General features: G+C 74.3%; 27 protein-coding genes and 2 pseudogenes. 12 read left to right on the top strand and 17 right to left on the bottom strand.

What is annotated here, in order from left to right; translation table 11 throughout:
* Positions 1–15 precede the first annotated feature (15 nt).
* Entirely contained in the window at positions 16–543 is a 528-nt protein-coding gene (locus tag VSR01_RS27200; RefSeq protein WP_326453845.1) for a GTP-binding protein, read from the top strand.
* A 103-nt stretch (positions 544–646) separates the two neighbouring features.
* Here the strand turns inward: VSR01_RS27200 and VSR01_RS27195 are convergent, their stop codons facing one another.
* Genes VSR01_RS27195 through VSR01_RS27185 form a run of 3 tightly spaced genes read right to left on the bottom strand, consistent with a single transcriptional unit; the run spans position 647 to position 3,263 of the window.
* Positions 647–1,318 (bottom strand): ABC transporter permease, encoded by a 672-nt coding sequence (locus tag VSR01_RS27195; RefSeq protein WP_326451729.1) that lies wholly within the window; start codon positions 1,316–1,318, stop codon positions 647–649.
* The gene (locus tag VSR01_RS27190; protein ID WP_326451728.1) at positions 1,315–2,061 is read right to left on the bottom strand and encodes an ABC transporter permease; all 747 of its coding nucleotides are present in this window, start codon (positions 2,059–2,061) and stop codon (positions 1,315–1,317) included. Before VSR01_RS27190 ends, VSR01_RS27195 begins: the two co-directional genes overlap by 4 nt.
* Positions 2,058–3,263, bottom strand: a complete 1,206-nt coding sequence (locus VSR01_RS27185; protein WP_326451727.1) for an ABC transporter ATP-binding protein — start codon at positions 3,261–3,263, stop codon at positions 2,058–2,060. The genes VSR01_RS27190 and VSR01_RS27185 overlap by 4 nt, the downstream gene beginning before the upstream one ends.
* Positions 3,264–3,834: 571 nt before the next feature.
* Here VSR01_RS27185 and VSR01_RS27180 point away from each other — a divergent pair.
* The gene (locus VSR01_RS27180; RefSeq protein ID WP_326451726.1) at positions 3,835–5,028 is read left to right on the top strand and encodes a helix-turn-helix domain-containing protein; all 1,194 of its coding nucleotides are present in this window, start codon (positions 3,835–3,837) and stop codon (positions 5,026–5,028) included.
* 51 nt (positions 5,029–5,079) lie between these two features.
* Here the strand turns inward: VSR01_RS27180 and VSR01_RS27175 are convergent, their stop codons facing one another.
* Both VSR01_RS27175 and VSR01_RS27170 read right to left on the bottom strand, forming a co-directional pair.
* Positions 5,080–5,313: a hypothetical protein gene (locus VSR01_RS27175; protein ID WP_326451725.1), complete on the bottom strand. Its 234-nt coding sequence runs from the start codon at positions 5,311–5,313 to the stop codon at positions 5,080–5,082.
* Positions 5,314–5,629: 316 nt separating this feature from the next.
* The gene (locus tag VSR01_RS27170; protein WP_326451724.1) at positions 5,630–5,995 is read right to left on the bottom strand and encodes a hypothetical protein; all 366 of its coding nucleotides are present in this window, start codon (positions 5,993–5,995) and stop codon (positions 5,630–5,632) included.
* 219 nt (positions 5,996–6,214) lie between these two features.
* Between VSR01_RS27170 and VSR01_RS27165 the strand changes: the two genes are divergently transcribed.
* Complete coding sequence (locus VSR01_RS27165; protein WP_326451723.1) at positions 6,215–6,907, top strand: type 1 glutamine amidotransferase; 693 nt, start codon at positions 6,215–6,217, stop codon at positions 6,905–6,907.
* A 207-nt stretch (positions 6,908–7,114) separates the two neighbouring features.
* Here VSR01_RS27165 and VSR01_RS27160 read toward each other — a convergent pair whose 3' ends face one another.
* The gene (locus VSR01_RS27160) at positions 7,115–7,759 is read right to left on the bottom strand and encodes an FMN-dependent NADH-azoreductase (protein ID WP_326451722.1); all 645 of its coding nucleotides are present in this window, start codon (positions 7,757–7,759) and stop codon (positions 7,115–7,117) included.
* Between the two features lie 176 nt (positions 7,760–7,935).
* Positions 7,936–8,517, bottom strand: coding sequence for a MarR family winged helix-turn-helix transcriptional regulator (locus VSR01_RS27155; RefSeq protein WP_326451721.1), 582 nt, complete (start codon positions 8,515–8,517; stop codon positions 7,936–7,938).
* Between VSR01_RS27155 and VSR01_RS27150 the strand changes: the two genes are divergently transcribed.
* Entirely contained in the window at positions 8,516–8,644 is a 129-nt protein-coding gene (locus VSR01_RS27150; RefSeq protein WP_326451720.1) for a hypothetical protein, read from the top strand. The genes VSR01_RS27155 and VSR01_RS27150 overlap by 2 nt on opposite strands.
* A gap of 108 nt (positions 8,645–8,752) precedes the next feature.
* Here VSR01_RS27150 and VSR01_RS27145 read toward each other — a convergent pair whose 3' ends face one another.
* Together VSR01_RS27145 and VSR01_RS27140 are read right to left on the bottom strand one after the other, a co-directional pair.
* Positions 8,753–9,298 (bottom strand): hypothetical protein, encoded by a 546-nt coding sequence (locus VSR01_RS27145; RefSeq protein WP_326451719.1) that lies wholly within the window; start codon positions 9,296–9,298, stop codon positions 8,753–8,755.
* 152 nt (positions 9,299–9,450) lie between these two features.
* Complete coding sequence (locus VSR01_RS27140) at positions 9,451–10,512, bottom strand: Gfo/Idh/MocA family protein (protein WP_326451718.1); 1,062 nt, start codon at positions 10,510–10,512, stop codon at positions 9,451–9,453.
* 303 nt (positions 10,513–10,815) lie between these two features.
* On the opposite strand from VSR01_RS27140, the gene VSR01_RS27135 reads away from it, so the two are divergent.
* Both VSR01_RS27135 and VSR01_RS27130 read left to right on the top strand, forming a co-directional pair.
* Positions 10,816–11,823, top strand: a complete 1,008-nt coding sequence (locus tag VSR01_RS27135; RefSeq protein WP_326451717.1) for a helix-turn-helix transcriptional regulator — start codon at positions 10,816–10,818, stop codon at positions 11,821–11,823.
* Between the two features lie 170 nt (positions 11,824–11,993).
* Complete coding sequence (locus VSR01_RS27130; protein WP_326451716.1) at positions 11,994–12,326, top strand: hypothetical protein; 333 nt, start codon at positions 11,994–11,996, stop codon at positions 12,324–12,326.
* Positions 12,327–12,549: 223 nt separating this feature from the next.
* Here VSR01_RS27130 and VSR01_RS27125 read toward each other — a convergent pair whose 3' ends face one another.
* From VSR01_RS27125 to VSR01_RS27115, 3 genes are all read right to left on the bottom strand, one after another.
* Positions 12,550–13,122 (bottom strand): hypothetical protein, encoded by a 573-nt coding sequence (locus VSR01_RS27125; RefSeq protein ID WP_326451715.1) that lies wholly within the window; start codon positions 13,120–13,122, stop codon positions 12,550–12,552.
* A 152-nt stretch (positions 13,123–13,274) separates the two neighbouring features.
* Complete coding sequence (locus VSR01_RS27120; RefSeq protein ID WP_326451714.1) at positions 13,275–13,766, bottom strand: glutathione peroxidase; 492 nt, start codon at positions 13,764–13,766, stop codon at positions 13,275–13,277.
* A 133-nt stretch (positions 13,767–13,899) separates the two neighbouring features.
* Positions 13,900–14,556, bottom strand: coding sequence for a pentapeptide repeat-containing protein (locus tag VSR01_RS27115; protein WP_326451713.1), 657 nt, complete (start codon positions 14,554–14,556; stop codon positions 13,900–13,902).
* 177 nt (positions 14,557–14,733) lie between these two features.
* On the opposite strand from VSR01_RS27115, the gene VSR01_RS27110 reads away from it, so the two are divergent.
* Together VSR01_RS27110 and VSR01_RS27105 are read left to right on the top strand one after the other, a co-directional pair.
* Positions 14,734–16,134 carry an FtsW/RodA/SpoVE family cell cycle protein gene (locus VSR01_RS27110; protein ID WP_326451712.1) on the top strand — a complete coding sequence of 467 codons (1,401 nt, stop codon included), beginning with the start codon at positions 14,734–14,736 and terminating at the stop codon, positions 16,132–16,134.
* Positions 16,131–17,723, top strand: a complete 1,593-nt coding sequence (locus VSR01_RS27105) for a penicillin-binding transpeptidase domain-containing protein (RefSeq protein WP_326451711.1) — start codon at positions 16,131–16,133, stop codon at positions 17,721–17,723. Before VSR01_RS27110 ends, VSR01_RS27105 begins: the two co-directional genes overlap by 4 nt.
* On the opposite strand, the gene VSR01_RS27100 is transcribed toward VSR01_RS27105, so the two are convergent.
* Both VSR01_RS27100 and VSR01_RS27095 read right to left on the bottom strand, forming a co-directional pair.
* Positions 17,680–18,531 carry a polysaccharide deacetylase family protein gene (locus tag VSR01_RS27100; protein ID WP_326451710.1) on the bottom strand — a complete coding sequence of 284 codons (852 nt, stop codon included), beginning with the start codon at positions 18,529–18,531 and terminating at the stop codon, positions 17,680–17,682. The two genes, VSR01_RS27105 and VSR01_RS27100, sit on opposite strands and share 44 nt — an antisense overlap.
* A gap of 220 nt (positions 18,532–18,751) precedes the next feature.
* Complete coding sequence (locus VSR01_RS27095; protein ID WP_326451709.1) at positions 18,752–19,867, bottom strand: ferritin-like domain-containing protein; 1,116 nt, start codon at positions 19,865–19,867, stop codon at positions 18,752–18,754.
* Positions 19,868–19,961: 94 nt separating this feature from the next.
* On the opposite strand from VSR01_RS27095, the gene VSR01_RS27090 reads away from it, so the two are divergent.
* Complete coding sequence (locus VSR01_RS27090) at positions 19,962–20,855, top strand: AurF N-oxygenase family protein (protein WP_326451708.1); 894 nt, start codon at positions 19,962–19,964, stop codon at positions 20,853–20,855.
* An 82-nt stretch (positions 20,856–20,937) separates the two neighbouring features.
* Here the strand turns inward: VSR01_RS27090 and VSR01_RS27085 are convergent, their stop codons facing one another.
* The gene (locus VSR01_RS27085) at positions 20,938–21,693 is read right to left on the bottom strand and encodes a TetR/AcrR family transcriptional regulator (protein ID WP_326451707.1); all 756 of its coding nucleotides are present in this window, start codon (positions 21,691–21,693) and stop codon (positions 20,938–20,940) included.
* A gap of 139 nt (positions 21,694–21,832) precedes the next feature.
* Between VSR01_RS27085 and VSR01_RS27080 the strand changes: the two genes are divergently transcribed.
* The 3 genes and pseudogenes from VSR01_RS27080 (at position 21,833) to VSR01_RS27070 (ending at position 25,300) form a co-directional block, all read left to right on the top strand.
* Positions 21,833–22,084: a hypothetical protein gene (locus tag VSR01_RS27080; RefSeq protein WP_326451706.1), complete on the top strand. Its 252-nt coding sequence runs from the start codon at positions 21,833–21,835 to the stop codon at positions 22,082–22,084.
* Positions 22,085–22,338: 254 nt separating this feature from the next.
* Positions 22,339–23,963: pseudogene (locus tag VSR01_RS27075) on the top strand (chitinase).
* A gap of 185 nt (positions 23,964–24,148) precedes the next feature.
* Positions 24,149–25,300, top strand: a complete 1,152-nt coding sequence (locus tag VSR01_RS27070) for a C40 family peptidase (RefSeq protein ID WP_326451705.1) — start codon at positions 24,149–24,151, stop codon at positions 25,298–25,300.
* A gap of 74 nt (positions 25,301–25,374) precedes the next feature.
* Here VSR01_RS27070 and VSR01_RS27065 read toward each other — a convergent pair whose 3' ends face one another.
* A complete protein-coding gene (locus VSR01_RS27065; protein ID WP_326451704.1) occupies positions 25,375–25,983 on the bottom strand; it encodes a GTP-binding protein in 609 nt (202 codons plus the stop codon).
* A pseudogene (locus VSR01_RS27060) lies at positions 25,964–26,365 on the bottom strand (DUF742 domain-containing protein); the annotation flags it as partial. The pseudogene VSR01_RS27060 and the gene VSR01_RS27065, both read right to left, overlap by 20 nt.
* Positions 26,366–26,430 lie beyond the last annotated feature (65 nt).

Genomic DNA, 26,430 nt, shown 5'->3' with positions numbered 1-26,430 from the left:
CCGCTGCCGGTCAAGATGGTGATCGCGGGCGGCTTCGGCGTGGGCAAGACCACGACCGTCGGCTCGATCTCGGAGATCGAGCCGCTGACCACCGAGGCCGCGATCACCACGGTCGCGGCGGGCGTGGACGACCTGTCGCACACGCCGCGCAAGACGACCACCACGGTTGCGATGGACTTCGGCTGCATCACCATCGACCCGACGCTGAAGCTCTACCTGTTCGGCACCCCCGGCCAGGAGCGGTTCGGCTTCATGTGGGACGACCTGGTGCAGGGCGCGCTCGGCGGCCTGGTGATCGTGGACACCCGGCGGCTGGACGACTGCTACGCCGCGGTGGACTACTTCGAGCACCGGCAGATCCCGTTCGCGGTGGCGGTGAACGCCTTCGACGGGCGGATCGAGCACGACCTGGAGGAGATCCGCTGGGCGCTGGACGTCACCGACGGCGTGCCGGTGATCGCCTTCGACGCGCGCGAACGCGGCTCGGTCCGCGACGCGCTGCTGGTGGTGCTGGAGCTGGCGCTGGCCCGCGCGGAGCGCTGACATCCGGCACCGCGCGCGGTCCTGCCGCGCGGCGCACGGCCTCCGGGACGCCGACCCCGGGGCCCGGGCCCGTCGCGCGGAACCCGGGCCGGCCGTACCGGCCTCAGCGGCTGCGGCGCACGCCCGGTGACACCACGAACCGCTCGACCAGCCAGAACAGCCCGATGGTGACCAGCGCGAGGGCCGCGACGAGCGTCGCGCCGCCCACCACCTTGGTGTACACGCGCTGGGCCAGTCCGTCGATGATGTAGCGGCCCAGCCCGCCGAGGCTGATGTACGCGGCGATGGTGGCCGTGGAGACCACCTGGATCGCCGCCGAGCGCAGTCCGCTGAGGATCAGCGGCAGCGCGACCGGAAGTTCCACCTGGAAGAGCACCGCGAGCGGGCCCATGCCCATGCCGCGGGCCGCGTCGACCGGCGCCGGGTCGACGTTCTTGACCGCCTCGTGGGTGGTCACCAGGATCGGCGCGACGGCCAGCGCCACCAGCGGGATCATCGCCGGTGTGGTGCCGATCTGGTGCAGCCACACGGTCATCAGCACCAGCAGGCCGAAGCTGGGCAGCGCGCGGGCCGCGGTGGAGAACACCGCCAGCACGTAGCCGCCGCGCCCGGTGTGGCCGGTGGCCAGGCCGATCGGCAGCCCGATGGCCGCGGAGATGCCGAGCGCCATCCCGCTGTACTCGACGTGCTCCAGCAGGCGGTGCGGGATGCCGCCGCTGCCGTGCCAGTTGGCGCCGGTGGAGAAGAAGTCGCTGATGAAGTTCAGCACGCTCATCGGGCCGCGCCCTCCAGGTCCTTGACGGCTTCGGGGCTGCCCGCGGCGGCGGCCGCGACGGCCGGTTCGCTCTGCGCGGCCCGGGTCCTGCGGGCCCCGCGCCGGCCGCGCGGCGCCCAGGGGGTGAGCAGCACCTGCACCAGCACCAGCAGGCCGTCCATGGCGATGGCCAGCAGCGCGGTGGTGACGACGGAGGTCACGATGAGCGGGTCGCGGTGGTAGTACTGCCCGTCGGCGAGCAGGTTGCCCAGCGCGCCCTGGTTGCCGATCAGGGTGCCGACGCTGACCAGGCTGATGCTGGAGACCACGGCGAGCCGCAGCCCCGCGATGATCGCCGGGACGGCGATGGGCAGTTCGACCTGGAGGTATCTGCGGATCGGGCCGAAGCCCATCGCGGTGGCGGCGGCGATGGTCTCCTGCGGCACCGCGCGGGTGCCGTCGACGATGGCCGGGACGAGCAGCACCAGGCTGTAGACGGTCAGCGGGATCATCACGGTGGTCTCGGTGGCGCCGGTGTAGTCGATGAGGATCACGAAGAAGGCCAGCGACGGTATGGCGTAGAGGATCGTGGTGACCCAGAGCACCGGCGGGTAGAGCCACTTGAAGCGGGCGCACAGCTGGCCGAGCGGCAGCGCGATGCCCAGGCCGATCAGCACCGGCAGCAGCGCCTCCTTCAGGTGCACGCCGATCAGGCCGAGATACGAGTGCTGGAGGTCGCTGGGGATGTCGAAGTAGGCGCTCACCGGGCCGCCTTCGCCAGGCCCTTGCCGCTGCCGGTGTCGCCCTCGCCGCCGTCGGTCCCGCCGCCGCCCGCGGCCTCGCGCCGCTCGCGCTCGGCGTGGGCGGTGCGGATGGCGGCGCCGATGGTCTCCTGCGAGGTGACGCCGACCACGCGGCCGGCGCCGTCCACGGCGACCGCCCAGCCGGTGGGCGACAGGACGGCGCAGTCCAGCGCGTCGCGCAGCGACTCGCGGCCGAACTCGAAGGGCCGCCCGAAGGACAGCAGGCCGGCCCGGTCGACGGAGCCGGCGCCGGCGCTCAGCGCGGCCGGCTCGGCCCAGCCGAGCGGCTTGCCGTCGGTGTCGGCGACCAGCAGGTACGGCACGCCCGCCGCGGCCTTGACGCTCTCGGCGACCTGCTCGGCGGTGGCGTCGACCGCGACGACCGGCGCGGTGGTCAGTTCGAGTCCTGCGGAGGTGAAGAAGGACAGCCGGCGGATGCCGCGGTCGGTGCCGAGGAAGTCCTCGACGAAGGCGTCGGCGGGGCGGGAGAGCAGCTCGTCCGGCGGCGCGAACTGGGCGAGCCGGCCGCCGGTGCGCATCACCGCGATGGTGTCGCCGATCCGGATCGCCTCGTCGATGTCATGCGTGACGAAGACGATGGTCTTGCCCAATTCCTCCTGGATACGCAGGAGTTCGGCTTGCAGGCCCTTGCGGACGATCGGGTCGACGGCGGAGAACGGCTCGTCCATCAGCAGCACCGGCGGGTCGGCGGCCAGCGCCCTGGCCACGCCCACGCGCTGCTGCTGGCCGCCGGACAGCTGGTAGGGGTAGCGCTTGGCCAGCCCCGCGTCCAGGCCGACGCGCTCCATCAGCTCCATCGCCCGCGCCCGGGCCTTGGCCTTGTCCCAGCCGAGCATGCGCGGCACGGTCGCGACGTTGTCCACGATGGTGCGGTGCTGGAAGAGGCCGGCGTTCTGGATCACGTACCCCATCGAGCGGCGCAGGGTGTTCACCGGCCGCGCGGAGATGTCCTCGCCGTCCAGCAGGATGCGGCCCTCGCTGGGGTCCACCATCCGGTTGATCATCCGCAGGGTGGTGGTCTTGCCGCAGCCGGACGGTCCCACCAGCACGGTGATCGATCCGTCCGGGATGTCCAGCGACAGCTGGTCGACCGCCGTGGTGCCGTCGGGGTACCGCTTGGTGACTGACTCTATCCGTATCAAGATCTGGTCCCCTTCGGGGTGGGGCGACGTCGTGGCGCGAGTCCTAGCGAGTCCTAGCAAGTCGTGGGGAGAGCCTATCCCCCTGCCACCACGGCGTTCCCGGCTGTGCGACGGCCCGACCGGCGTCTTCACACAACCGCAATCGTGTGGCCGCCGAGTCGACAATGCGACATATCAGCTCCCGTCGCCCCGGCGTTTCAGCCATGGCCGAAATCCGCAGGCAGCGGGCTCCGCCCCGGCGCGCGCCGGGTGCGCCTGCACGGTTCCTCCACACGGACCGCGCACCGGCGGCACGAGACGTTCCCTGTCATTTCCGGCATTCGACAGATACGACACGGGCCGCGTGCCGCCGAGTTCGGCGCGATAGGCCCTTCCGCCGTACGGCCGGGCGCGGCCATGGTGAGGCCGATCACCCAGTGACGCGCGGGTTCGGCGCGACTCCTGTGACCGGGGGACGCACGGCCGGTCCGCGCGCCGGGTGGGGCGGCCGGAGGCAACCGGCCGGGGGGCAGTGAGCCGCGGCGGCCCGGCGGGGTCGCGGCGTGCCACGGGGACGCTGGGGGATGCCGTCGTGCTGCGTATCCGCTTCACCGACCGCGATCTGGCCCGCGTGCGGGTCGCCGACGGGGTCGATCCGCTGTGGGAGACCGTCCTGGCGACACACCAGTTGTCGTCGGCCGCGCGCGGCGGCGAGCGCGCGTACGGCACCTGGCGGCGCCAAGCCCGGGCCGAGCTCGCCGACCAGCGGCTGCGCGGCACGCTGCGGGCGCTGCACACGCTGGCGCCGCCCCGGGCCGACTACTTCCCCGACTTCCTGACCCCCGAGGGGTCGGCGGGCGGGCTGGCCGCGGGCCTCGACGCGCTGTGCGGTACACCGCGCGACCGGCTGGCCGCCGAGATGACCCGCACGTTCGCCGGCCGCCCGGTCGTCGCGCCCTGGTGCCGCGACCTGGCCCGCGGCGACCGGGACCGGCTCGCCGACCTGGCCGAGGGCGTGGGCCGGCTCTACCACGCGGTGGTCGCCCCCGGCTGGAGCGCGACGGAGTCCCTGGTGGAGGCGGACCGGGCGGTACGCGCCCGGGCGCTGCGCGACGGCGGCGTGCACGGCCTGCTCGCGTCCTTCGCGCCGACGATGCGCTGGCAGCCGCCGACGCTCCTGGTCCCGTACTGCGAGAGCCGGGAACTGTCGCTCGGCGGGCGGGGGCTGCGGCTGGTGCCGTCGCGGTTCTGCTGGCGGATGCCGGTGGCGCTGGGCGATCCGGGGCTGCCGCAGGTGCTGGTGTATCCGGCGCTGGCGGGCACCGCGGGCGGTGCGGGCGGCATGGGCGGCATGGGCGGCCTGGGCCGTACGGGCGGAGCAGGCGGCACGGGCGGCGCGGGCGTCTCCGGCGGGGCGCGGCCGGGCGGGGCCGTGGGAGCGGCCGGCCCGGGGGGCGCGGCGGACGGCTCCGGGCCGGCCGGGACGGCGTGGTCCGGTGCGGCGGGACGGGGTACGGCGGGACGCGCGGGCGCGGCCGATGCGCCGGGCTGCGACCGGCGGCTCACCGCGCTCCTCGGCCGGACCCGCGCCCGGGTGCTCGTCGCGCTCGGCAACTGCGGCACCACCGGGGAACTCGCGGTCCGCCTCGACGTCTCCGCGCCCACCGCCAGCGCGCACGTCACCGCGCTGCGCGACGCCGGCCTGGTCCTCAGCCACCGCACCGACGGCCGTGTGCTGCACACTCTGACGCCGCTGGGCGCCGCGCTGCTGCGCGGACACGTGTGAACGCCCGCCGGTCCGGCGGGCGTTCACGCCCCTGCGCCCGCGGCACGCGGGTCAGGGCTGGACGAGGAGGGTGGTCGAGGAGGTGAAGGGGTAGTCGGCGTAGCCGCCGGGCGTGAGCGTGGTGCAGTCGGACAGGTCCGGCGTGGAGCACAGGCGGACCGTTCCGGTCGGGCGGTTGTCCAGGACGCGGTGGACGCCGGACAGGCCGGCGACGTGGAAGACGCCGGTCCCGTAGAACTGCTGCGACGGTGCCCGTCGTTCCAGTCCGCCCGCGGGTACAGGCACACCAGTCCGGTGCCGCAGCCCTGAGACGCGGCGGCCGGACGGGCGGCCTGTACGGCGGCCGGACGGGCGCCGGGCGCGGTCGCCGGGTCGGCGGCGTGTGCGGCGCCCGCGCCCAGGGCGAGCACCGCGCCCAGGGCGAGCACCGCGCCCGCGGTGAGCGTGACCGCGGCGGCGATCCGGGCGGTCGGGGCGAGCGTGGCCGCCGCGGTGGCTGCGGCGGTCGAGGCGCTCCTGCGCATGGCTTCTCCTTCCGCCGGCGGCCGGCCGGGCCCCCGGGTCCGGCCGGCCGCCGGTCGCGTCGGTCGCGGGGCGCGGATCAGGGGTTGAGCTTGATGGAGTTGATCGGGGTCAGGTCCTTGGTCATGTAGGTGTTGGCCTTCAGGTAGCCCTGGCAGCCGACGCCGTCGTAGCCGGTGCAGGTCTGCGCGGTGGCGCCGCCGGACTGGTTGTTGAAGAGGATGTGGTTGCCGTACTGGCCGCTCAGGTTGTGCGCGCCGTAGCTGTAGAAGATCAGCGACGGGTTGCCGCCGTTCCAGCCGGCGTCCTGCGGGTACACGCACACGGCGGTGTACGGGCACCCCTCGTACGTGCCGCCCGCGGCCTGCGCGTCGGTCGCGCCGGCGGTGACGGCGACGCCCGCCGCGAAGGCGACGGCGGTCATGGCCTTGATGAGCTTGCGCATGGTGTCCTCCCGTGGTCGGCGGGCCCGGTTCGTCCCGCCCGGAACACGATGCTGCCGGTCGTACCGCGGCGGATCGATACATTTCGGGCAGGGCCGAAACCCGCACGTCGGACCCGGTTCCGGGGCGGAGGGGCGCGGACCGTACGGTCGTCCGTACGGTCGAGACGCGCGGGCGCGCGGTACGGCGGTAGGCGGTACGGACGCGGGAGGGCGGGAGCGGTGGCCACGGCACTGGTGGTGCAGAACACGGCGGGCGGCGGGCTCGGGCGCTGGGCGGGCTGGTTGCGCGAGGGCGGCCTGGAACCGCGGGTCGTCGCGGCGTACGACGGACAGCCGCTGCCGGAACGGCTGGCCGACCGGGCGCTGGTGGTGCTCGGCGGCGGCTACCTCCCGGACGACGACGCGCGGGCGCCGTGGCTGGCGCGGACCCGGGCGCTGATGGGGCAGGCGCTGGAGGAGGGGACGCCGGTGTTCGGGATCTGCCTCGGCGGGCAGATGCTGGCGCGGGTCGCGGGCGGCGAGGTGCGCGGCGAGCACGGCACGCCGGAGTTCGGCAGCACACGGCTGCGGCTGCGCGCGGAGGCGGCGGACGACCCGCTCTTCCACGGGCTTCCCGCGGAGCCGACGGCGCTGGAGAACCACGTGGACGCGATCGTCGGGCTGCCGCCGGGGGCGCGGTGGCTCGCGGAGTCGGAGGCGTGCCCGTACCAGGCCTTCCGCGTCGGCGACGCGCCGGCGTGGGGGGTCCAGTTCCACCCGGAGGCCGAGGCCGCGCGCATCCCCCGCTGGGACGCCGCGCGGCTCGCCCGGCACGGCGTGGACCGCGCCGCCCTCCACGCCGCGGCACTCGCCGCGGAGCCTGCGTCCGCCCCCGTCTGGCGCGAGGTCGCCCACCGCTTCGCCGCGCTGTAGCCCTGGACGCGGCGCCCGGCGCGGAGCTGAACGCCGGGGGCGTCCCCCGTGACGCCGGGCGTCGGGCCGCCCCAGGGGCGCGGGCGACTGCGCGCTCAGCCGCCCACCGCCGGCGGTCCGGGGACGGCACGAGCAACCCCACCACGTCGGCGACCACCCGCGCCCCGGAGCGCGGCGCCCGGCGCGGCGGTCGGCGTCGAGGGGAGGTCAGGCGGTCCGGGCCGGAGGCCAGAGCGCGTCGATGTCCGCCTCCGCGGCGGCCAGGCTCTTCTCCGCGAGCGGAACCAGCTCCGCCATGGCGGGAACGACTCGCGCGAGCGTCAGCTCGGCGGTGACGAAGCGCGGCTCCAGTCCGGTCAGCGAGATGCCGTGCGGCAGCCAGTCCTGCGCGTGCTCCCACCCCTCCCGCGGCGTCCCCTCGCCGTACCCGCCGCCGCGCGTGGCCACGACCACGAACTCGCGCTCGCCGAGCAGCCCCTTCCCGCTCGCCGGGTCGTGCGAGAGCCCGGGCAGGATCAGGTGGTCCACCCACGCCTTGACCGAACTGGGCGCCCCGAAGTTGTAGAGCGGCAGCCCGAGCAGCACCGCGTCCGCGTCCTTGACCTCGGCGATCAGCCGCTCGCTGAGCGCCAGCGACTCCGCCTGCGCGGCGGTGTGCTGCTCCGCCGGGGTGTTGCGGGCCTTCCACGTCTCGGTGTCGAAGTGCGGCACCGGCTCCGCGCCCAGGTCGCGGTAGGTGACCGTGCCGCCGGGGTGGGCGGCGCGCCACACGTCGGCGGCCCGCGCGGTGAGCTTGCGGCTCACCGAGTCCTCACCGTTGATGCTCGAGTCGATGTGCAGCAGGTGCGGCATGGCGAACCCTTCACAGATAGCTTGTGCTCCGTCAATCATTTATAGCACGGCAGCCAACTGCGGGGCACACCACGGAGCACCCCCGAGCGAGGGTGCTCTGACCTGCGAAAACACGGAAACGAAGCCGGAAGGATGAGAGGCGGGCGCCGGAAGGCGGGACGGGGACGACCGGGCGGTCAGGCGTCCTGACGCAGGTGCGCGTCGACGAGCGCCTCGACGCAGGGCTCCGCGGCCACGCGACCGGGGGCCGCGGCGGCCTCCGGCTCGTCGCCCGCGCACGCATCGCCCGCGCACGCGTTCCCCGCCACCACTTCCGCGCACTCCGGGCCGCCGACGGCGAGCTGCAGCAGCTGGAAGAGCGTCTCGCGCTGCTCGGGGCCGAGCGCGGCCAGCACGTCGTCCTCGGCGCCGGCCAGCGCCGACTCGGCCTCCGCGAGGGTCGCCGCGCCGCGGGCGGTCAGCTCCACGATGTGCCGCCGGCGGTCCTCCGGGGAGCGCCGGCGCTCGATCAGCCGGTCGGCCTCCAGCTCGTTGAGCAGGCCGACGACGTTCGTGCCGTCCATCATCAGGGTGCCGGCCAGCGCCTGCTGGGTGGTGCCGGGCGTGGCGCGCAGCACGGTCAGCGCGACCAGGTGGCGCGGGCGCAGCCCGAACGGCGCGAGCACGGTCTCGGCGCGCAGCCGCATCCGGCGCGAGAGATGGTCGAGGAGCGCACCCGACCGGTGCGCGTGCGGATCGACGGCGGGCACCTCCTCCATGGGGAGAAGTTTACGCCGCCGCCACACTCCGGGCCCCGCTCCCGCGCCCCGCGGGCCGCCCGAGCGCTGGGCGACGCCCGGCATCGACCTGACGTCCTTCTGGGCCCAGCACCGCATCGAGGGCTGACCCGGGGGGCGGCGGGCGCACGCACGCCCCGGCTCGGGGACCCGTGCGGGGTCCCCGAGCCGGGGCGTTCACGGTGTGCCGGCGGGCGGACGCGCCGCCGTGCCGGCGTCAGTGCCCGAACAGGTGCCGGGTGTGGCGGTGTTTCGGGGCCTCCCCCGCGTCCGCCGCGGTGTCGGCCGGCCGGCCGTCGACGGTCGAGCCGCCGCCCGCCGTGGCCATGTGGCGCTCGTCGGCCAGGTCCGCCTCCTGGTTGGCGCGGAACGCGCCCTCCCGGTCGGCGGCCAGCGTCCGGTCGTCGACCGCGGCGCCCTGCGCGCCCTCGCCGCCCCGCACGTGCTCGGCGTGGATGGCGTCGAGCCGGGCGGCCAGTTCGTCGCGCTCCCTGGCCACGGCGTCCACGTCCTTGCGCGCCCTGCGCAGACGGCGTCCCCTGCGGCGGCGCATCGCCGCGCCGCCCAGGGCCATCATCAGCCCCAGACCGAAGATCAGCGCGAGGGCGAGGCCCGCGCAGAAGATCGCCAGTCCGTTCATGGTGGCGATGTGGTGTCCGAGCACGGTCACGTTGTGGTCGGCGCCGCCCCCGAGGTTGTCGGCGATGGCGAGCCCCACGAACGCGGCCGTGCAGGCCAGGAGCAGCAGTCCCAGTATCAGCATGGCGTTCACCTCCGCAGTCGCTGCTCTGCTGCCTGGTCGGCTACCCCGGGTACGCGCGGGCACGCACACCGCTGCCGCCGTGTCCGCGCGCCCCGCCTCAGACCAGTGCCAGCGCCGCCTCGCGCACGGCCGCCGCGTCGGCGCGCACCTCGTCAAGGCCCGGCAGCGGCGGCCCGCCGCCGGTCAGCGCGCGCGACCACGCCAGCAGTTGGCGGCGGAAGCCGGTGTGCCCCGGCTCGGCGGTGCGGACCGTGCGGGCGCCCAGGCCGCTGCCCGCGTCCCACGTCTCCACCGTCAGCGTCGCCGCCTCGTCCCTGGCGTACGGCGAGGGCAGCGTCAGGGTGGCCACCGAGTCGGCCGCGGTCAGCTCCAGCACCTCGCGGTAGCGCCGGTGGGCCGGCAGCCGGGCGTGGCCGAGGTCCACCACGAAGGCGTCGTCGGGCCGCCAGCGGCAGCTGACCGAGTCGCCGCCGGCCCACCTGTCGGCGTGCAGCAGGCCAGGCCAGCGCCAGGCCGCTGCCGGCCAGCGCCGCGTGCACGATGTTGACCTGGTGGATCAGCGAGCCGCCGAGCCCGCGCGCGTACGCCTCGCGCTGTCCGGGACCGACCTGCGGGCCCAGCGCCGCGGCCAGCGCCCGCCGCGCGGCCGGCGGCTGCGGGCCGAACGGCGGCGGCTGGTACGGCAGCAGGTGCGCCACCTGGTGCGGCGCGTTCGGGTCGTGGATGTCGACGGCGAGCCGGCGGGCCCGGTCCAGGTGCTCCCGGCAGTGCGCGACGAAGAGGGCGACGACCGGGTCGTGCCGCTTCATGTCGCCGGCCGCGACCGGGACGCCCGCCGCGCGCTCCGCGGCGATCAGCGCGTCGATCTCGGCCAGGTCGAGGGAGACCGGCTTCTCGCACAGCACCGGCAGCCCGAGGTCCAGGCACGCGGCCAGCACCGAAGCGTGCGTCCACCACGGCGTGCACACCAGGGCGGCGCGCGCGCCGGCGCGCACCGCCTCGGCCAGGTCCGCGCAGACCGCGGCCGCGGGGAAGCCGGCCCGCACGGCGGCGAGGCGGTCGGGGTCGTGTTCCACCACCGCGGCCAGTCGCAGCGCGTCCGGCAGGTCGCGGATCTCCCGCAGGTGGGCGGCGTGCGCGACCTTGCCCGCTCCCACCAGCACCACCGGCAGCGGCGCCCGCGCGGGCGCGTGCGCGGTTTGGCGCCGCGCCACCGGTCGCTCCTTCTCGTCCGTGGTCCGCTCCCCGTAGGTCCTGACGCTGGCTTCTCCGGCGCCGATGATCGATTATGGTCCTGGGAGCGAGGGAATGCGGCGTCCTGGGCCTGGAAACCGCAATGACCGTATCGGCACTTTGGTGTCTTCGGACACCCGGTGTCCTGAACGCGCCCTCCTATTGGGGACAGGCGCCGACTCGACTGCTGGCAGCCGCCAGAACCGTTGCTAAAGTCGTTTCGGGGCGGTCGCGGAACCGCACCACGGATCGGGGTCCGCGAGCGGTGACGAAAGGGGGAAGCCGTGGCCAGTGTTGTGCGAAGTGGTGGGGCGGACGCGGCGGATGCCGGGCTCGCGCTCTACCAGGCGCTGCGTGCCAGCGGCTCCACGGCGCCGGACAAGGCGGTCGCCGGACTGGGCCTGACCGAGGCCGAGGCCGCGGCGGGCTGGGCCGAGCTGGAGGAGCTGGGACTGATACGCTCGGGCCGGCTGCCCGAGGAAGTCACCCCGGTGGAGCCGGACACCGCGCTGATCGGGCTGCTCGCCCGGCAGCGCGAGGCGCTGCGGGCCCAGCGCGACGAGCTGGCCGCGATCGTGGAGGCGGCCGAGTCGCTGATGGACCGCTACCGCCCCGCCGTGCTGCGCGAGACCGCCGAGATCGAGGTGGAACTCATCACGCAGGACGACCGGCGGCGGCAGTTCGTGCAGGATTTCGACGCCACCGTGACCGAGTCGATCGGTTCGATGCATCCCGGTCCGCTGCCGCCCAGCGAAATTCTCTCGGGCGCCCTGGAAGAAGACAAAAGGCTCATCGACCGCGGAATCCGGGTACGGTCCATTTACAGCCAGAGCATTAATTCCGCACCACGGCAGCGTAAATATCTCTCCGACCTGGCGACCACGGGCGTGGAAGTCAGACTGGCGTCCCACGTGCCTTTCGATCTGCTGATCGCCGACTCGCACAGCGCCCTGGTGCTGGCCAATCCGGAGGACCCGGCGGGCGCCGCCGTGGTGGTCCGCGGACCGGCCCTGGTCCGCTCCTACGTCGCCCTGTACGAGGACTGCTGGCTGCGCTCGGTGCCCTACTCGGCCAAGTCGGCGGGGAGCTTCGACCTCGACGGCGAACTGACCGAGCAGCACCGCACGACGATGCGACTTCTCGCGAACGGGCTGACAGACGAGCGGATCGCGCGCAAACTAGGGGTATCACTGCGCACTGTGAGTCGGTTGGTGTCGGAGATCATGAGGTATCTCCAGGCGGAAAGCCGCTTCCAGGCAGGCGTACTGGCTTCGGCCCATGGCTTGATTTGACGTTCGCATACACGCCATGGCGTGGATGCGCACAAGCGGAGCCTGGTCTTCTACTGTCTGATTTTGCCACCATTGGCGGAGTTAAGTGTGGCTGCATGCCCTCGCGAGCGCACTACCCCTTCTCAGTCCCACTAAGGATTTCGATGTCGCGTATCCGGCACACGACTCACATGTCCGCAGTCGCCGCGCTGGTTCTGATCCTGTCATCGGCAGCCGGAACCACCGCAGCGGTCGCCGCCGACGGTCACGCGTCGGCGCCGGCCTCCGCCACCACGTCCGCCGCGGCCGAGTCGGCCGCGCCCGCCGTGTGGTTCCCTGGGAACGTCGCTGCCGACCAGCCCGGCGTGTGGTTCCCCGGCGGCGATTCCACCACCGCCCAGCAGGCCGATGTGTGGTTCCCCCAGAGCGCCGCTCCCGCGCAGGCGAGCGTGTGGTTCCCCGGGGCCGTCGCGGCCGACGACCCGTCGGTGTGGTTCCCCGGTGGCGGTTCCGTGTCCGCCTGACAGGCCGGCCGGTCGGCTGTTGTCCCTTGTTCCTTCGATCTCCTCCGTACGGCCCGTGATGGTTCGCGGGCCGTACGGCGTTCTACGGACCGTGCGTTGCCTTCGGCGGTGCGGGCGGTTGTGACGGCGGCGTCCAGGACGCGAGGACGGGGGCGGAGGGCTCGGGGCGGGGTGGATGCGTCCGGGGGTCGGCGCGGCAGTCCGCCCGGGCCCGGCGCGCCGGTCAGGCGGCGCCGCAGTGGTCCAGCGCGAACTGTCGTCCGTGGCCGCCCCGGCTGACTGCGAGGGCCCGCCGGAGCAGTGCGTCGATCTCCGTCGCCGCGTCGTCGGCGGCCGGGTGCACGGCCAGCCAGCCGAGGTGACGGCGGAGGAAGGCTGCGAGGGCCGGCACCGTCCGCAGGGGGAGACGGACGGTGCGGCCCTCGACTATCAGATCGGCCCAGGAGGCGAGAGTGCCTCGAATCGCGGCGCGCGCCTCGACAGCCGGCCCGTTCAGGGGGATGCCGGGCCGGTCACTGCCGGTCACTCGGTCGCCGGAGTCCGGCGCCGTTACGAGCGCAACCTCCAACTCGCCGTATACCCGGGGAAGCAAGGCGAGTTGCCGATCCAACCGCTCCTGGCAAGGAACGCACAGGGCAGGGTCCGTGTCGACACAGAGGTGTCCGCTACGGAACTCGATCTCCTGCACTGCCGCTGTCCCTTCCTCGCTCGGTGCGGTAATCAGAGCTTCGCAGCGGCGGGTGACCGCGACAATGTCCACCGACCGGCCGGTCTCTGCCATGGCGCGTTCGCGCATCTACGGCGTAGAGCGGGCCCGGCTCCGCCGGACGAACCGCAGGTCACGCGGGGTCACGCGGGTCACATGCGCACCGCCGGCCGCCCGGTCCCGGCGGCCGGCGGCACACCGGGCAGGACCGGGCGGCGGCGGGCGCCGGACGGGGGTTCGGATCAGGCCGGCAGCTGCGCCTCGATGGCGGCGGTCACCTCGTCCGACTCCGGCTCGGTGCGCGGCCGGAACCGGCCCACCACGGCGCCGTCCGCCGAGACCAGGAACTTCTCGAAGTTCCAGGTGATGTCGCCCGCCTCGCCGGCGGCGTCGGCGACCGCGGTCAGCTCGGCGTAGAGCGGGTGCCGGCCGGGCCCGTTCACCTCGATCTTCTCCAGCATCGGGAAGGTGACGCCGTAGGTGGTCGAGCAGAAGGTCTCGATCTCCTCCGCGGTGCCGGGCTCCTGGCCGCCGAACTGGTTGCACGGGACGCCGACGACGGTGAAGCCGCGGTCGCCGTAGCGCTTCTGCAGCCGCTCCAGGCCCTCGTACTGCGGGGTCAGGCCGCAGCGGGAGGCGACGTTGACCACCAGCACGGCCTTGCCGCGGTGGTCGGCCAGCGAGGTGGCGCTGCCGTCGAGGGAGCGCAGCGGGATGTCGTAGAGGGTGCTCACGGGAAGTCTCCAAAGGGGTGAAAGGCTCCGCGCGGATCGGGCCGGCGCGGAGGGTCGGTCGGGGCCGAGGGTCGGTCGGGGCGGAAAGTCGGTCGGGGCGGGCCTGCCGCGCGACGACGCGGAGGGCGGAGGGTCAGCCGTCCTCGACGACGATGCCGAGGGTCGCGGCGAGCGCGGGCGCGAGGTCGAGGAGCTGGGTGGAGCTGATCAGCGCGCCGCGCAGGCTGTCGTAGCCGTCGGCCAGGTCGACCGCGACCGCGCCGCGCAGGTCGGCCTTCTTCAGCGTGGCGCGGCCGAGTTTGACCCGCTCCAGCCGGCTGCCGGGGAAGGTCACGCCGTTCAGCGCGGCCTCGCCGAGGTCGACGTCGCGCAGCACGCAGTCCTCGAAGGCGACGTCGTGCAGCTGGGCGCCGCGCAGGTTGACCGAGTCGAGCTTGCAGCGGCGCAGCACCACCCGGCGCAGCACCGCGCCGAACGCCTCCACGCCGGCCAGCGAGCAGCCGACCAGCGCGGAGTCCACCCAGTTGGTCTCGGCGAGCGAGACGCCGGTCAGCCGGGTGCCGTACGCCCACAGGTCGTTGAACCGCGAGCGGCGCAGGCTGACGCCGGAGAAGACGCAGTCGGTGACGGCGGACTCCAGGAAGCGCGAGCCGCCGGCCGCTTCGCCGTCCTCGAAGGACAGCCGGTCGAAGTGGACGGTGTCGTAGTCGCCGTCGACGGCCAGCGGGCCGGTGTGCGGGCGCAGCAGGTCGGCGTACGGCAGGTCGGCGAGTTCCTCCGCGACGGTCACGGCCGCCAGCCTACGTCGCGCGGCCGACGGGCGGCGGGCGGTGGGCCAGGTGCGGCCGGGGCGGGGCCAAGGCGGGGCCCAGGCGGGGGCCGGGTCGGGGCCGGGTGGGGGCCGGGCGGGGGCCGACGCTCGCGGCCGGGGGTGGCCTCACGGACATATCGCCCACAGGTTGCTAGCGTGACGGCCCATGAGCGCAACGCCAGCGACCGCGCCGCCCGCTCCTCCCCGCCGACCGCGGCCGCGCCCCGGCCCGGCCGGCGCCGGGGCGTCGAGCTGTCGCTGCTCGCCGCCGCGGTGCTGGTCTGCGTGTACGGCTACGCCGAGGTGGGGCTGGCCAGGAGCGGTTCGGTGCCGCCCGGCACGCTCGGCTACGGCGCCGGGCTCGCCGCCCTCGCGCTGGTGGCGCATCTGGCGGTGCGGGCCCGGGCGGGCTACGCCGACCCGCTGCTGCTGCCGATCGCGGTGCTGCTCAACGGGATCGGCCTGGTGCTGATCTACCGGCTGGACCTGGAGCCGTCGCTGGGCCCGCGCGCGGAGCCGTCTCAGCTGGTCTGGTCGGCCACGGGCGTGGCGCTGTTCGCGCTGGCCGTCCTGGCGCTGCGCGACCACCGGGTGCTGGCGCGGTACGCCTACGTGTGCGGGACGCTGGCGCTGGCCCTGCTGGTGGTCCCGATCCTCTTCCCGGCGGTCAACGGCGCCCGCATCTGGGTGCGCATCGCGGGGTTCTCGCTGCAGCCGGGCGAGTTCGCGAAGGTGCTGCTGGCGGTGTTCTTCGCCGGCCATTTGTCGGCGAACCGCGCGGCGCTGGCGTACGCGGGCCGGCGGATCGCCCGGCTGCGCGCGGTCCCGTGGCTGGGCCGGCTGCAACTGCCCACCGGGCGGGTGCTGGGCCCGGTGCTCGCGGTCTGGCTGCTCAGCGTCGGCGTGCTGGTGCTGGAGCGCGACCTCGGCACCTCGCTGCTGTTCTTCTGTCTGTTCGTGGTGATGCTCTACGTGGCGACCGGCCGCACCGGGTGGATCGCGGTCGGGCTGCTGCTGGCGGCGGCCGGCGCGGTGGCGGTGGGCGCGGCGGAGCCGCACGTGCACTCCCGGGTGGAGGACTGGCTGCACCCGTTCGCCACCGTGGACGCCGGGCTCGGTCCCAACCAGCTGGCCCAGTCGCTGTTCTCCTTCGCCGGCGGCGGGGTGCTCGGCGCCGGGCTCGGCCAGGGCTACTCGTACACCATCGGCTTCGCCGCCAAGTCGGACTTCGTGCTGGCCACGGCGGGCGAGGAGGTGGGGCTGGCCGGGCTGTGCGCGCTGCTGCTGCTCTACGCGCTGCTGGTGGAGCGCGGGTTCCGGGCCGGGCTGTCCCTGCGCGACCCGTTCGGCCGGCTGCTGGCGACCGGTCTCGCGTCGATCCTGGCGCTCCAGGTGTTCGTGATCACCGGCGGCGTGATGGACCTGATCCCGCTGACCGGCATGGCGATGCCGTTCCTGGCCCAGGGCGGCTCCTCGGTGGTGACCAACTGGCTGATCGTGGCGGTGCTGATCCGCGCCAGCGACCGGGCCCGCCGCCCGGAGGGCGGGGCGGGATGAACCGCTGCATCCGGCACGCCGCCGCCTTCTGCCTGCTCCTGCTGCTCGCGCTGCTGGCCAACGCGGTGCGCGTCCAGGTGCTGCGCGCCGGGGAGTTCGACGCCAACCCGGCCAACCGGCGGATCGCGGTGGCCCGTTTCGCCGACCCGCGCGGCGACATCTTCGCGGCCGGGCGGCGGATCACCGGATCGCGGCCCACCGGCGGCCAGTTGCGCTACGCCCGCACGTACACCGACGGCCCGCTGTACGCGCCGGTGACCGGCTTCTCCTCGCAGGTCTACGGCGCCTCGCTGCTGGAGGGCACCGAGGACGGCGTGCTGTCCGGCACGGACGGCCGGCTCGCCTCGCAGCCGCTGTGGCACGAGCTGACCCGGGCCCGGCAGCGCGGCGGCGACGTGCACACCACGATCGACCCGGACGCGCAGCGCGCGGCGTACGCGGGGCTGGCCGGGCGGCGCGGCGCGGTGGCCGCCCTCGACCCGGCCACCGGGCGGATCCTGGCGCTGGTCAGCTCGCCGTCGTACGACCCGGCGGCGCTGGCCGGGGCCGGGCCGCAGGCCGCCGAGGCGTGGCAGCGGCTGACCTCGGACCCGGACCAGCCGATGCTGGACCGGGCGATCCGGCAGACGTACCCGCCGGGTTCGACCTTCAAGGTGGTGACCGCGGCGGCGGGGCTGGAGCGCGGCCGGATCACCGACCTGCGCGCGCCGACCGACTCCCCCGACCCGTATCCGCTGCCGGGGACCTCGGTGCGGCTGGGCAACGAGTCGGGCGGCTGCGCGGACGCGAGCGTCTACGACGCGTTCCGCATCTCGTGCAACACGGTCTTCGCCAAGCTCGGCGCCGACCTCGGCCCCGGCGCGGTGGCCGCGCAGGCCGAGCGCTTCGGCTTCAACGACGCGGGGCTGCGCATCCCGACGCGGGTGGCGGCCAGCACGGTGGACACCGCGATGTCCGCGGACCGGACCGCGCTGTCGTCGATCGGCCAGTTCGACACCCGGGCCACCCCGTTGCAGATGGCGATGGTGGCCGCGGCGGTCGGCGACGGCGGCCGGCTGATGACGCCCTACCTGGTGGACCGGGTCACCGACCACAGCGGGCTGACGGTGGCGACGACCCGGCCGAAGGTGCTGCGGCAGGCGGTGAGCGCGCGGACTGCGGGGGCGCTCCAGGAGCTGATGGAGGCCGCGGTCGCCGACGGGACCGGCGGCAACGCGGCGATCCCCGGCGCGGCGGTGGGCGGCAAGACCGGCACCGCGCAGCACGGCGAGGCCAACGAGGGGACGCCGTACGCGTGGTTCATCAGCTACGCCAGGCCGCCGGGCGCGGCGCGGGCGGCGGTCGCGGTGGCCGTGGTGGTCGAGGACGCCGGGGCGGTGCGGGCCGACATCTCCGGCGGCGGCAACGCGGCGCCGATCGCGCGGGAGGTGATGCGGGCGGTGCTGGACTCCCCGGCGGCGCCGGCCGCGCCGGCCCCACCGGACGCGGCCGGCGCGCCCGGCGCCTCGGGGGCCTCTGGCGCCTTCAGCCCGCCGGAGCCGGCGGTCAGCGGACCCGGGGAAAGCCGAAGGCGTAGCCCTGGCCCTTGAGCCAGGTCAGCGACTGGTCGAGGGCCTGGACGGTCTGGGCGCGGTCGCCGCCGCCGTCGTGGAAGAGGATCGTCGGGCCGTTGTGGATCTCGTCCTTGAGGGTGTCCATGATGGCCGGGACGCCCGGGCGGTCGAAGTCCTTGGTGTCGACGTTCCAGCCCAGCGGGCGCATCCCGTGCTGGGCGGCCAGCGCGCGGCTGGGCGGGGTGAAGGCGCCGCCGGGCGCGCGGTAGTAGTAGACGCGGGCGCCGCCGGACGCCTTCTCGATCATGGCCAGCGCGTCCATGATCTCCGACTGCTGGTACGCGAACGGCTTGTGGTCCATCGTCGTGTCGTGGTGCACGGTGTGGTCGCACAGCCGGTGGCCCTCGGCGACGACCCGCTTGACCAGCTCCGGGTGGGCCGCGGCCTGCGGGCCGATCATGCAGAAGGTCGCGTGCACGTGGTGCTGCTTGAGCACCTGGAGCACCCGGGGCGTCCACTGCGGGTCGGGGCCGTCGTCGATGGTGATGTTGACGGCCTGGCCGGGCTTGTCGCTGGCGTGCACGATCGAGTCGGGCACCGGGTCGACGGCGGGGTGTGTGGGGGTGGGCGGGGTGCCGCCGCCGGAGTCGCCCTTGCCGTCGGAGCCGCCGGAACCCCCGGCGCCGGCCGCCCCGCCGACCACGCCGGCGCCGTGCCCGCCCGGGCCGCCGGCGTCCGCGGCGGCGCCGCCGGAGCCCGACGCGAAGAGCGCCGAGGCGACCGCCGCCAGCACCACGACGACCACCGCCGCGCTCACCGCCAGCCACTGGGGTGCCGCCTTCATCCGGATGAGAGTTCCCCGCCCCGCCATGTGTGTCCCCGCCTGCCCGTGTCGGTCCGTCGCGTCGCTCGTTGGCGCGGACCCGGTGAGATGGTCGGCTCACCGGATCTGCGCACGAATAGATGCGGCGGCCCAGACTACGGTTCCGTCCGGGCCCGTGCGCCGGACGGCTGTTGCAGAATCAGGACACGGCGGACCTGCGAAGGAAGCGGGGCGGGGACGCTCAGGCCCCCTCCGCGCCTGCCCCCGCGGCGACGGCGTCGGCGACCTCCGCCACGCGGGCCTGCTCCTCGGCGGCGAAGCGCTCGGCGTCCAGCCGCTCGGCGACCTCCTCGTCCTGGGTCATCAGCAGGTCCAGGTTCGAGTCGCCGAGGTCGAGGACGCCCATGTCCACGTACGCCTGCTGCAGCCGCGGGCCCCACAGCCCGATGTCCTTCACGCACGGCACGATCCGGCTGAACAGCAGCTTCCTGAACATGTGCAGGAACGGCGAGCGCTCGCTCAGCTCGGCCGCCTCCGCCGCGGGCACGCCGAAGTTCTCCAGCACCTCGGCGCCGCGCAGCCGGTCGCGCATCAGGTAGCAGCCCTCGATCACGAACTCCTCGCGCTCGCGCAGTTCGGCGTCGGTGAGCTGCTTGTAGTAGTCGCGCAGGGCCATCCGCCCGAAGGCGACGTGCCGGGCCTCGTCCTGCATCACGTAGGCGAGGATCTGCTTGGGCAGCGGCTTGGTGGTGGTGTCCCGGATCAGCCCGAAGGCGGCCAGCGCCAGGCCCTCGATGAGCACCTGCATGCCCAGGTAGGGCATGTCCCAGCGGGCGTCGCGCAGGGTGTCGGCGAGCAGCGCCTGGAGGTTGTCGTTGACCGGGTAGATCATCCCGATCTTCTCGTGCAGGAAGCGGCCGTAGATCTCGGCGTGCCGGGCCTCGTCCATGGTCTGCGTCGCGGAGTAGAACTTCGCGTCCAGGTCGGGCGCGGACTCCACGATCCGCGCCGCGCACACCATCGCGCCCTGCTCGCCGTGCAGGAACTGGCTGAACTGCCAGGAGGTGTAGTGCTGCCGCAGCACGCCGCGTTCGGCCTCGCTCATCGCGGCCCAGTAGCGGGTGCCGTGGATCGCCATCGCCTCGTCCGGGGTGCCGAGGGGCTGGTACGGGTCCACCTCCAGGTCCCAGTCGATCCGGCGGACGGCGTCCCACTGCTTGTCCTTGCCCTTCTGGTACAGGGCCAGCAGCCGGTCGCGGCCGTCGTCGTACTCCCACGAGAAGCGTGCGGCGCCGTGCGCGGGCACCTGCCAGCTCCACTCGTCCGGTGCTTGCGTGTACAGACCTTGCGAGGACATCGGTCGGCTCCCGGGGTCTTGACGAGCTTGTTGACACAGAGTCTCATAAGGGGGGTACCCGTGGTAACCCCCTTGCGCCGGAGGCATCTTCCGCATGGACGCCGTACTGATCGACCGCGAAAAGACCGCGGAACGGCTGCTCGCCGCGTCCGCGAAGCACTCCTTCGACCCCGACGCCGAGCTGGACTGGGACGCCCCCTTCGAGGAGGGCAAGTGGTTCTGGCCGCCGGAACTCGTCTCGCTCTACGACACCCCGCTGTGGCGGCGGATGTCGCCGGAGCAGCGGATCGAGCTGAGCCGGCACGAGGTGGCCTCGCTCTGCTCGATCGGCGTGTGGTTCGAGACGATCCTGATGCAGCTGCTGCTGCGCCACACCTACGACCAGGAGCCGACGTCGGCGCACGTGCGCTACGCGCTGACCGAGATCGCCGACGAGTGCCGGCACTCCAAGATGTTCGCCCGCGCGGTGACGAAGATGGGCACGCCCACCTACCGGCCCTCGCGCCTGGACCACCTGCTGGGCCGGGCGATGAAGACCGTGTCCACCACGCCCGGTTCCTTCACCGGCACCCTGCTGGCCGAGGAGATCCTCGACTGGATGCAGCGGCTGACCTTCCCGGACGAGCGCGTCCAGCCGCTGATCGCCAACGTCGCGCGCATCCACGTCGTGGAGGAGTCCCGGCACATCCGGTACGCCCGCGAGGAGCTGCGCCGCCAGATGAGGTCGGCGCCGCGCTGGGAGATCGCACTGACCCGCACCTCGGGCGGCCAGGCGGCGCGGGTCATCTCCCGCGCGCTGATCAGCCCGCGGGTCTACGCCGAGGTGGGCCTGGACCCGGACGAGGCGGTGCGGGCGGCCCGCGCCAGCGAGCACCGGCGCGACGTGATGCTGCGGTCGGCCAAGCGGCTGATGGACTTCTTCGAGGAGATCGGGATGTTCGAGGGGCCCAGCAGGCGGCTGTGGAAGGCGTCCGGGCTGCTGGCGTAGCCCCCCCGGCCCACGGTTCCGGGGGTCAGGGCCCGGGGCTCAGGGCCCGGAGCCCGGGGCTGAGGGCCCCGGAGCTCGGGGCTCAGGCATCCGGGACCGCCGGGACTGCCGGGGCGGCCAGCAGGTGGGCGCCCTGGGCGGCCAGGAACGGTGCGAGGCGGCGGGCCAGCGCGCCGGCCGGGCTGTCCCCGGTCTCCTGCGCCAGCGCGCGCCCGGCCGCCGCGGCGGCCTCCTCGTCGCGCGTCGCGGTGACCACCAGCAGCGCGGTGAACTGGTCGACCAGCCAGTCCCGCAGCTCGGCCAGCGGCGGCTGCCTGCCGTCGTCCAGCCACATCAGCGAGTGCGCCTCGACCGAGGCGATCCAGGACCGGACCATCGTGGCCAGCCGCGGGCCCGGGTGCGCCACGCCCAGGTGGCGCAGCACCTCCTTGGCGGCCCTGCGGCGCACGTCGTCGACGATCGCCCCGGTGCGGTCCGGGCCGCCGGCGCTCGCGCCGCGCATCAGGGCGGCGTAGGCGGGCGCGTGCTCGTCCACGTAGGCGAGGTAGCGGCCCAGTGCGTCGGCCAGCCGCCCGGTGGGCGCGCCGGCCGGCGGCACCGCGAACCGGCCGATCAGCTCCTGTGCCGCGCCCTGGACCGCGGCCTCGTACAACTGCTGCTTGCCGCCGGGGAAGTAGCGGTAGACCAGCGGCCGGGAGACGCCCGCGGCGGCGGCCACGTCGTCCACCGAGACGTCCTCGGGCCTGTGGTGCCCGAAGAGGTCGACGGCGGCCGTGAGGAGCTGCGCACGGCGCGCCTCGACGCTCATCCGCCGGTAGGCGGGGGCCTCGCTGCTCATGTCCGCAGGGTAGCCGGTCGCCGGGCGGCCGATCTCTTCCGTCGTGCCCAGCCCGGCCGGGCGGGCGGGCCGGGCAGACGGTCCCGGCCGCCGTTGCCCGGCCGCGCGCGGCGGCGGGGGCCGTGACAGGGTGGGGGGCGTGCGACACGAGGAGACGGAGTTCGTCGGGGGCCCGCTGGACGGCCGGGTGCTGGAGGTCATCGTGGGGATGACCGGGCAGCCGCCGCGCTCGTACACCGTGCCCGTCCCCGGCGACGACGGGCGGCCGGACGTGACGTACGTCTACCACCGGCAGCCGAGCCCGTCCCGGCGCACCCGCTGGGTGTTCGTCTACGACCCCGAGGGCAAGCGCCCGCCCGGCCCCCGCTGGCCGTGGAGCAAGCGCTCCTGACCCGCCCGACCGCCGCACGCCGCCCGGCAGCCGCACTCCGGCCGGCAGCCGCACGCCGGCCGACCGCCGCGCGCCGGCCTTCCCGCTGACCCGCGGTCCGACGCCGCGGCGCGCCCCGGCACCTCCTCGACGCGCCCCGCCCCGCGCGGACTTGGTCCGGACCGTTGACACGATTGGTCTGGACCTGTTTGCTGCGCGGTGACATGTCCTTCTGGCATGCCCATGCGCCCTCTGGACAGAAGGAGCATCCCCCCATGCTCACCGCACCCGGACCCGCCAGATCCTCCGTCCGCCGCAGATCCCTGGTCGCCGCATCCGCCGCGCTCGCCGGCGCCGTCGCCGTCGGCGGCCTGGTGGCGCTCGCGCCGGCCGCGAGCGCCGGCGAACTCCTGAGCAACGGCGGCTTCGAGACCGGCACGCTGGCCGGCTGGACCTGCGACGCCGGCAGCTCGGTCGTCAGCGGCCAGGCGCACAGCGGCACCTACGCGCTCCAGGCCACCCCTTCGGCCGGCGCCACCGGCCAGTGCAAGGAGACCGTCACGGTCGCGCCCAACACCGCCTACACCCTCACCGCGCAGGTCAAGGGCAGCTACGTCTACCTCGGCGTGGACGGCGGCGCCAGCACCTGGACGCCCGGCACCGGCGGCGGGTACGCCCCGCTCAGCGTCTCCTTCACCACCGGCGCCGGCCAGACCACCGCGTCGGTGTACGTGCACGGCTGGTACGGCCAGCCGGCGTACCTCGCCGACGACATCTCGCTCCAGGGGCCGGGCGGCGGCACCACCACCCCGCCGACCTCACCCCCCACTTCCCCGCCGACCTCGCCCCCCACCTCGCCGCCGACCTCCCCGCCCTCCGGGGCGGCCTGCCGGCCCACGCGCTGGTCGGCTACCTGCACGAGACCTTCGCCAACGGCTCGGGCTACACCAGGCTCGCCGACGTGCCGGCGAGCTGGGACGTCATCGACCTGGCCTTCGGCGAGACCAGCTCGCCCACCTCCGGGCAGATCCACTTCAACCGCTGCTCGGTGAGCGAGTGCCCGTCGGTGGAGTCCGACGCGGACTTCAAGGCCGCGATCAAGGCCAAGCAGGCGGCCGGCAAGAAGGTGCTGCTGTCGATCGGCGGCGCCAACGGCGAGGTCCAGCTGACCACCACCGCGGCCCGCGACGCCTTCGTCTCCTCGGTCGGCTCGATCATCGACCAGTGGGGCCTGGACGGCGTCGACATCGACTTCGAGGGCCACTCGCTCTCGCTGAACACCGGAGACACCGACTTCAAGAACCCGACCACCCCGGTGATCGTCAACCTGATCTCGGCGCTGAAGTCGCTCAAGGCGAAGTACGGCAGCGGCTTCGTGCTGACGATGGCCCCGGAGACCTTCTTCGTGCAGATGGGTTACCAGTACTACGGCTCGGGCCCGTGGGGCGGCCAGGACCCGCGGTGCGGCGCGTACCTCCCGGTGATCTACGCGCTGCGCAACGACCTGACGCTGCTGCACGTCCAGGACTACAACTCCGGGCCGATCATGGGCCTGGACAACCAGTACCACACCATGGGCGGCGCGGACTTCCACATCGCGATGACGGACATGCTGCTCACCGGCTTCCCGGTGGCCGGCAACACCGCGAACATGTTCCCGGCGCTGGCCCCCTCCCAGGTCGGCATCGGCCTGCCCGCCTCGGTCAACGCCGGCAACGGCTACACCGCCCCCGCCCAGGTCGACCAGGCGCTGAACTGCCTGACCAAGAAGACCGACTGCGGCGGCTACGCCACCCACGGCACCTGGCCAGGACTGCGCGGCCTGATGACGTGGTCGATCAACTGGGACCGGTTCTCCAACTGGGAGTTCTCCACCACCTTCCACTCCTACTTCGGCTGAGCCCGCGCGCCGAACCCGCGCGGCCGAGCCGGTAGGACACCGGTACGCGTACGGCCCGGTCCCCGAGGGCGGTGGCCGGGTCGTACGCCCGCAATTCACCCCAGTGGGGGTGTCGACAATATGACGAAGCGTGACATCATCGAGCCCGCCGGGGCGTTACCCCCGAGTACGGAGGTGGGCGAGGGATGGCGGACGTACGACGCAGGCGGCAGTGGGCGTGCACGGGCGCGCTGTGCGCGGGGGTGCTGCTGGCCGTGGGCGCGCTGGCGCCGGCGGCCGGGGCGGCGCCCTACGACCCGCCGCCGCAGCCCGCCGTCCCGCTGACCACGCTGCTGTCCCGGCTGCAGAGCCTGTATCTGCAGACGGAGTCGGCCACCGAGGCGTACGACCAGGCGAAGCAGGTGGCCGACGAGCAGCGGGCCAAGGCCAGGACGGTGGACCGGCAGCTCGCCCAGCAGCGGGTGAAGGTGGCCGCGAGCCGCGACGAAGTGGCGCTGCTGGCCAACCGGATGTACCAGCAGGGCGGCCTGTCGCCGTATCTGGCGCTGCTCGACGGCGGCAGCCCGCAGGACTTCTTCGGCCGGCAGCACGTGCTCGAACGGTCCGCGCAGCACCAGAAGGACGTGCTGGCCGAGCTGAGCGCCGGCGAGCGGCGGCTGAGCACCCTCAACACCCAGGCGCAGCAGGCGCTGGACAAGGCGCAGCACGCCCAGGCGGTGCAGTCGGCGCGCAAGAACCAGGTCGAGAGCAGCCTGCGGCAGGTCGAGGCGGCGCTGTCCGGGCTGACCGGCGTGCAGGTCCAGGAGCTGCAGACACTGGAGCAGCGGGGCGAGGACCAGGCCCAGCGCGACTTCATGGACGCCAAGCCGCTCGGCGACGACCCGGCGCTGCGCTCCCCCTCCGCGGTCGGCGCGCGGGCGCTGGACTTCGCCTTCGAGCAGCTCGGCAAGCCGTACGTGTGGGGCGCGGCCGGTCCGAACGCGTTCGACTGCTCGGGCCTGACCTCGCAGGCGTGGGCGCACGCCGGGACGGTGGTGCCGCGCACCAGCCAGGAGCAGTGGGCGCGGCTGCCGCACGTGCCGCTGGTGCTGTTGCGCCCGGGCGACCTGGTGGTCTACTTCGCCAAGGCCACCCACGTGGCCCTCTACATCGGCGACGGGCTGGTCATCCAGGCGCCGCGGCCCGGCTCGGTGGTCAAGGTCTCACCGATCGCCGCGAACCCGGTGCTCGGCGCGGTCCGCCCCGACATGGGCGCGGCGTCGCTGACGCACTACCAGCCGCACTCCGTGCCGAAGTCGGCGCGGCTGCCGACGCCGATCGGGACGACGAAGCTCTGAGGCCCGCGCGCGCCCGGCGGCCGGGGAGTGCGGGCGCGCCCGGCGGCCGGGCGGCGGCCAAGGGGCCGGGCGGCTCAGATCGGCTGCTCGTCCATCGCGTGGGCGACCAGCGCCAGCAGCGCCTCGATCACCGAGTAGCGCTTGCGCGCGTCGATGATCAGCACCGGGATGTGCTCGGGGACGGCGAGGGCGTCCCGCACGTCCTGCGCGGTGTACTCCGGTGTGCCCTCGAACTGGTTGACCGCGACGGTGTACGGCAGGCCGGTGCCCTCGAAGTAGTCCAGCGCGGGGAAGCAGTCGGCGAGCCTGCGGGTGTCGGCCAGCACCACCGCGCCTATCGCGCCGCGCACGAGGTCGTCCCACATGAACCAGAAGCGCTGCTGGCCCGGCGTGCCGAACACGTAGAGCACCAGGTCCTGTTCGAGGGTGATGCGACCGAAGTCCATGGCGACCGTGGTGGTCTGCTTGTCGGGCGTGGCGGCCAGGTCGTCCAGCGCCTCGCTGGCCTTGGTCATCACCGCCTCGGTGGTCAGCGGGGAGATCTCGGACACCGCGCCGACGAAGGTGGTCTTGCCCACACCGAAGCCGCCGGCCACGACGATCTTCGTGGAGACCGGCGCCCGCTCGGGGTCGGTCTGCCAGTCCTGCAGGCCCTCCTGCCGGTCAAAGCCTGCGAAGCCCATCGAGCACCCTTTCCAGCAGCGCGCGGTCGGGGCCGCCGGGCCCGTGCCCGGTCCCGAACACGCGAATCCTTCCCTGGTCGGCCAGATCGCTGACCAGCACCCGGACGACGCCGAGCGGTATCCGCAGCAGCGCGGAGATCTCGGCCACCGACCGCATGCCACGGCACAGGTCGACGATCTCGCGCAGCTCCGGAGCCGGCTCGGCCCGGCCGCCCGCACCTCCGGCGCGGGCGGGCTCCTCGCCCGGACGCTCGATCGTCATCACGAACGTCTCGACCGGCAGCTCGTGCCCGGTACGGGTCCGGCCGCCCGTCAGAGAGTACGGCCGGACCCTGGAGGTACGTGCATCGGCCCCGGTGAGCGGCGTGCGGGCCGGTCCGGAGAAGGGCGCGGGGAGCGCGCCGGGCGGCGGCCCGGAGGACGGCGCGGGGCGGGGCGCGGCCGTGC

The sequence above is a fragment of the Actinacidiphila sp. DG2A-62 genome (assembly GCF_035825295.1).
Classification (GTDB): domain Bacteria; phylum Actinomycetota; class Actinomycetes; order Streptomycetales; family Streptomycetaceae; genus Actinacidiphila.
This window is presented reverse-complemented; position numbering and strand designations above follow the sequence as displayed.

Coding starts and splice junctions, on each gene's coding strand:
- VSR01_RS27200 (WP_326453845.1), top strand. CDS start 16: ATGGTGATCGCGGGCGGCTTCGGCGTGGGCAAGACCACGACCGTCGGC.
- VSR01_RS27195 (WP_326451729.1), bottom strand. CDS start 1,318: ATGAGCGTGCTGAACTTCATCAGCGACTTCTTCTCCACCGGCGCCAAC.
- VSR01_RS27170 (WP_326451724.1), bottom strand. CDS start 5,995: ATGCGCAAGCTCATCAAGGCCATGACCGCCGTCGCCTTCGCGGCGGGC.
- VSR01_RS27160 (WP_326451722.1), bottom strand. CDS start 7,759: ATGCCGCACCTGCTGCACATCGACTCGAGCATCAACGGTGAGGACTCG.
- VSR01_RS27150 (WP_326451720.1), top strand. CDS start 8,516: ATGGGGAGAAGTTTACGCCGCCGCCACACTCCGGGCCCCGCTCCCGCG.
- VSR01_RS27155 (WP_326451721.1), bottom strand. CDS start 8,517: ATGGAGGAGGTGCCCGCCGTCGATCCGCACGCGCACCGGTCGGGTGCG.
- VSR01_RS27145 (WP_326451719.1), bottom strand. CDS start 9,298: ATGCTGATACTGGGACTGCTGCTCCTGGCCTGCACGGCCGCGTTCGTG.
- VSR01_RS27130 (WP_326451716.1), top strand. CDS start 11,994: ATGTCCGCAGTCGCCGCGCTGGTTCTGATCCTGTCATCGGCAGCCGGA.
- VSR01_RS27125 (WP_326451715.1), bottom strand. CDS start 13,122: ATGCGCGAACGCGCCATGGCAGAGACCGGCCGGTCGGTGGACATTGTC.
- VSR01_RS27105 (WP_326451711.1), top strand. CDS start 16,131: ATGAACCGCTGCATCCGGCACGCCGCCGCCTTCTGCCTGCTCCTGCTG.
- VSR01_RS27100 (WP_326451710.1), bottom strand. CDS start 18,531: ATGAAGGCGGCACCCCAGTGGCTGGCGGTGAGCGCGGCGGTGGTCGTC.
- VSR01_RS27095 (WP_326451709.1), bottom strand. CDS start 19,867: ATGTCCTCGCAAGGTCTGTACACGCAAGCACCGGACGAGTGGAGCTGG.
- VSR01_RS27090 (WP_326451708.1), top strand. CDS start 19,962: ATGGACGCCGTACTGATCGACCGCGAAAAGACCGCGGAACGGCTGCTC.
- VSR01_RS27085 (WP_326451707.1), bottom strand. CDS start 21,693: ATGAGCAGCGAGGCCCCCGCCTACCGGCGGATGAGCGTCGAGGCGCGC.
- VSR01_RS27070 (WP_326451705.1), top strand. CDS start 24,149: ATGGCGGACGTACGACGCAGGCGGCAGTGGGCGTGCACGGGCGCGCTG.
- VSR01_RS27065 (WP_326451704.1), bottom strand. CDS start 25,983: ATGGGCTTCGCAGGCTTTGACCGGCAGGAGGGCCTGCAGGACTGGCAG.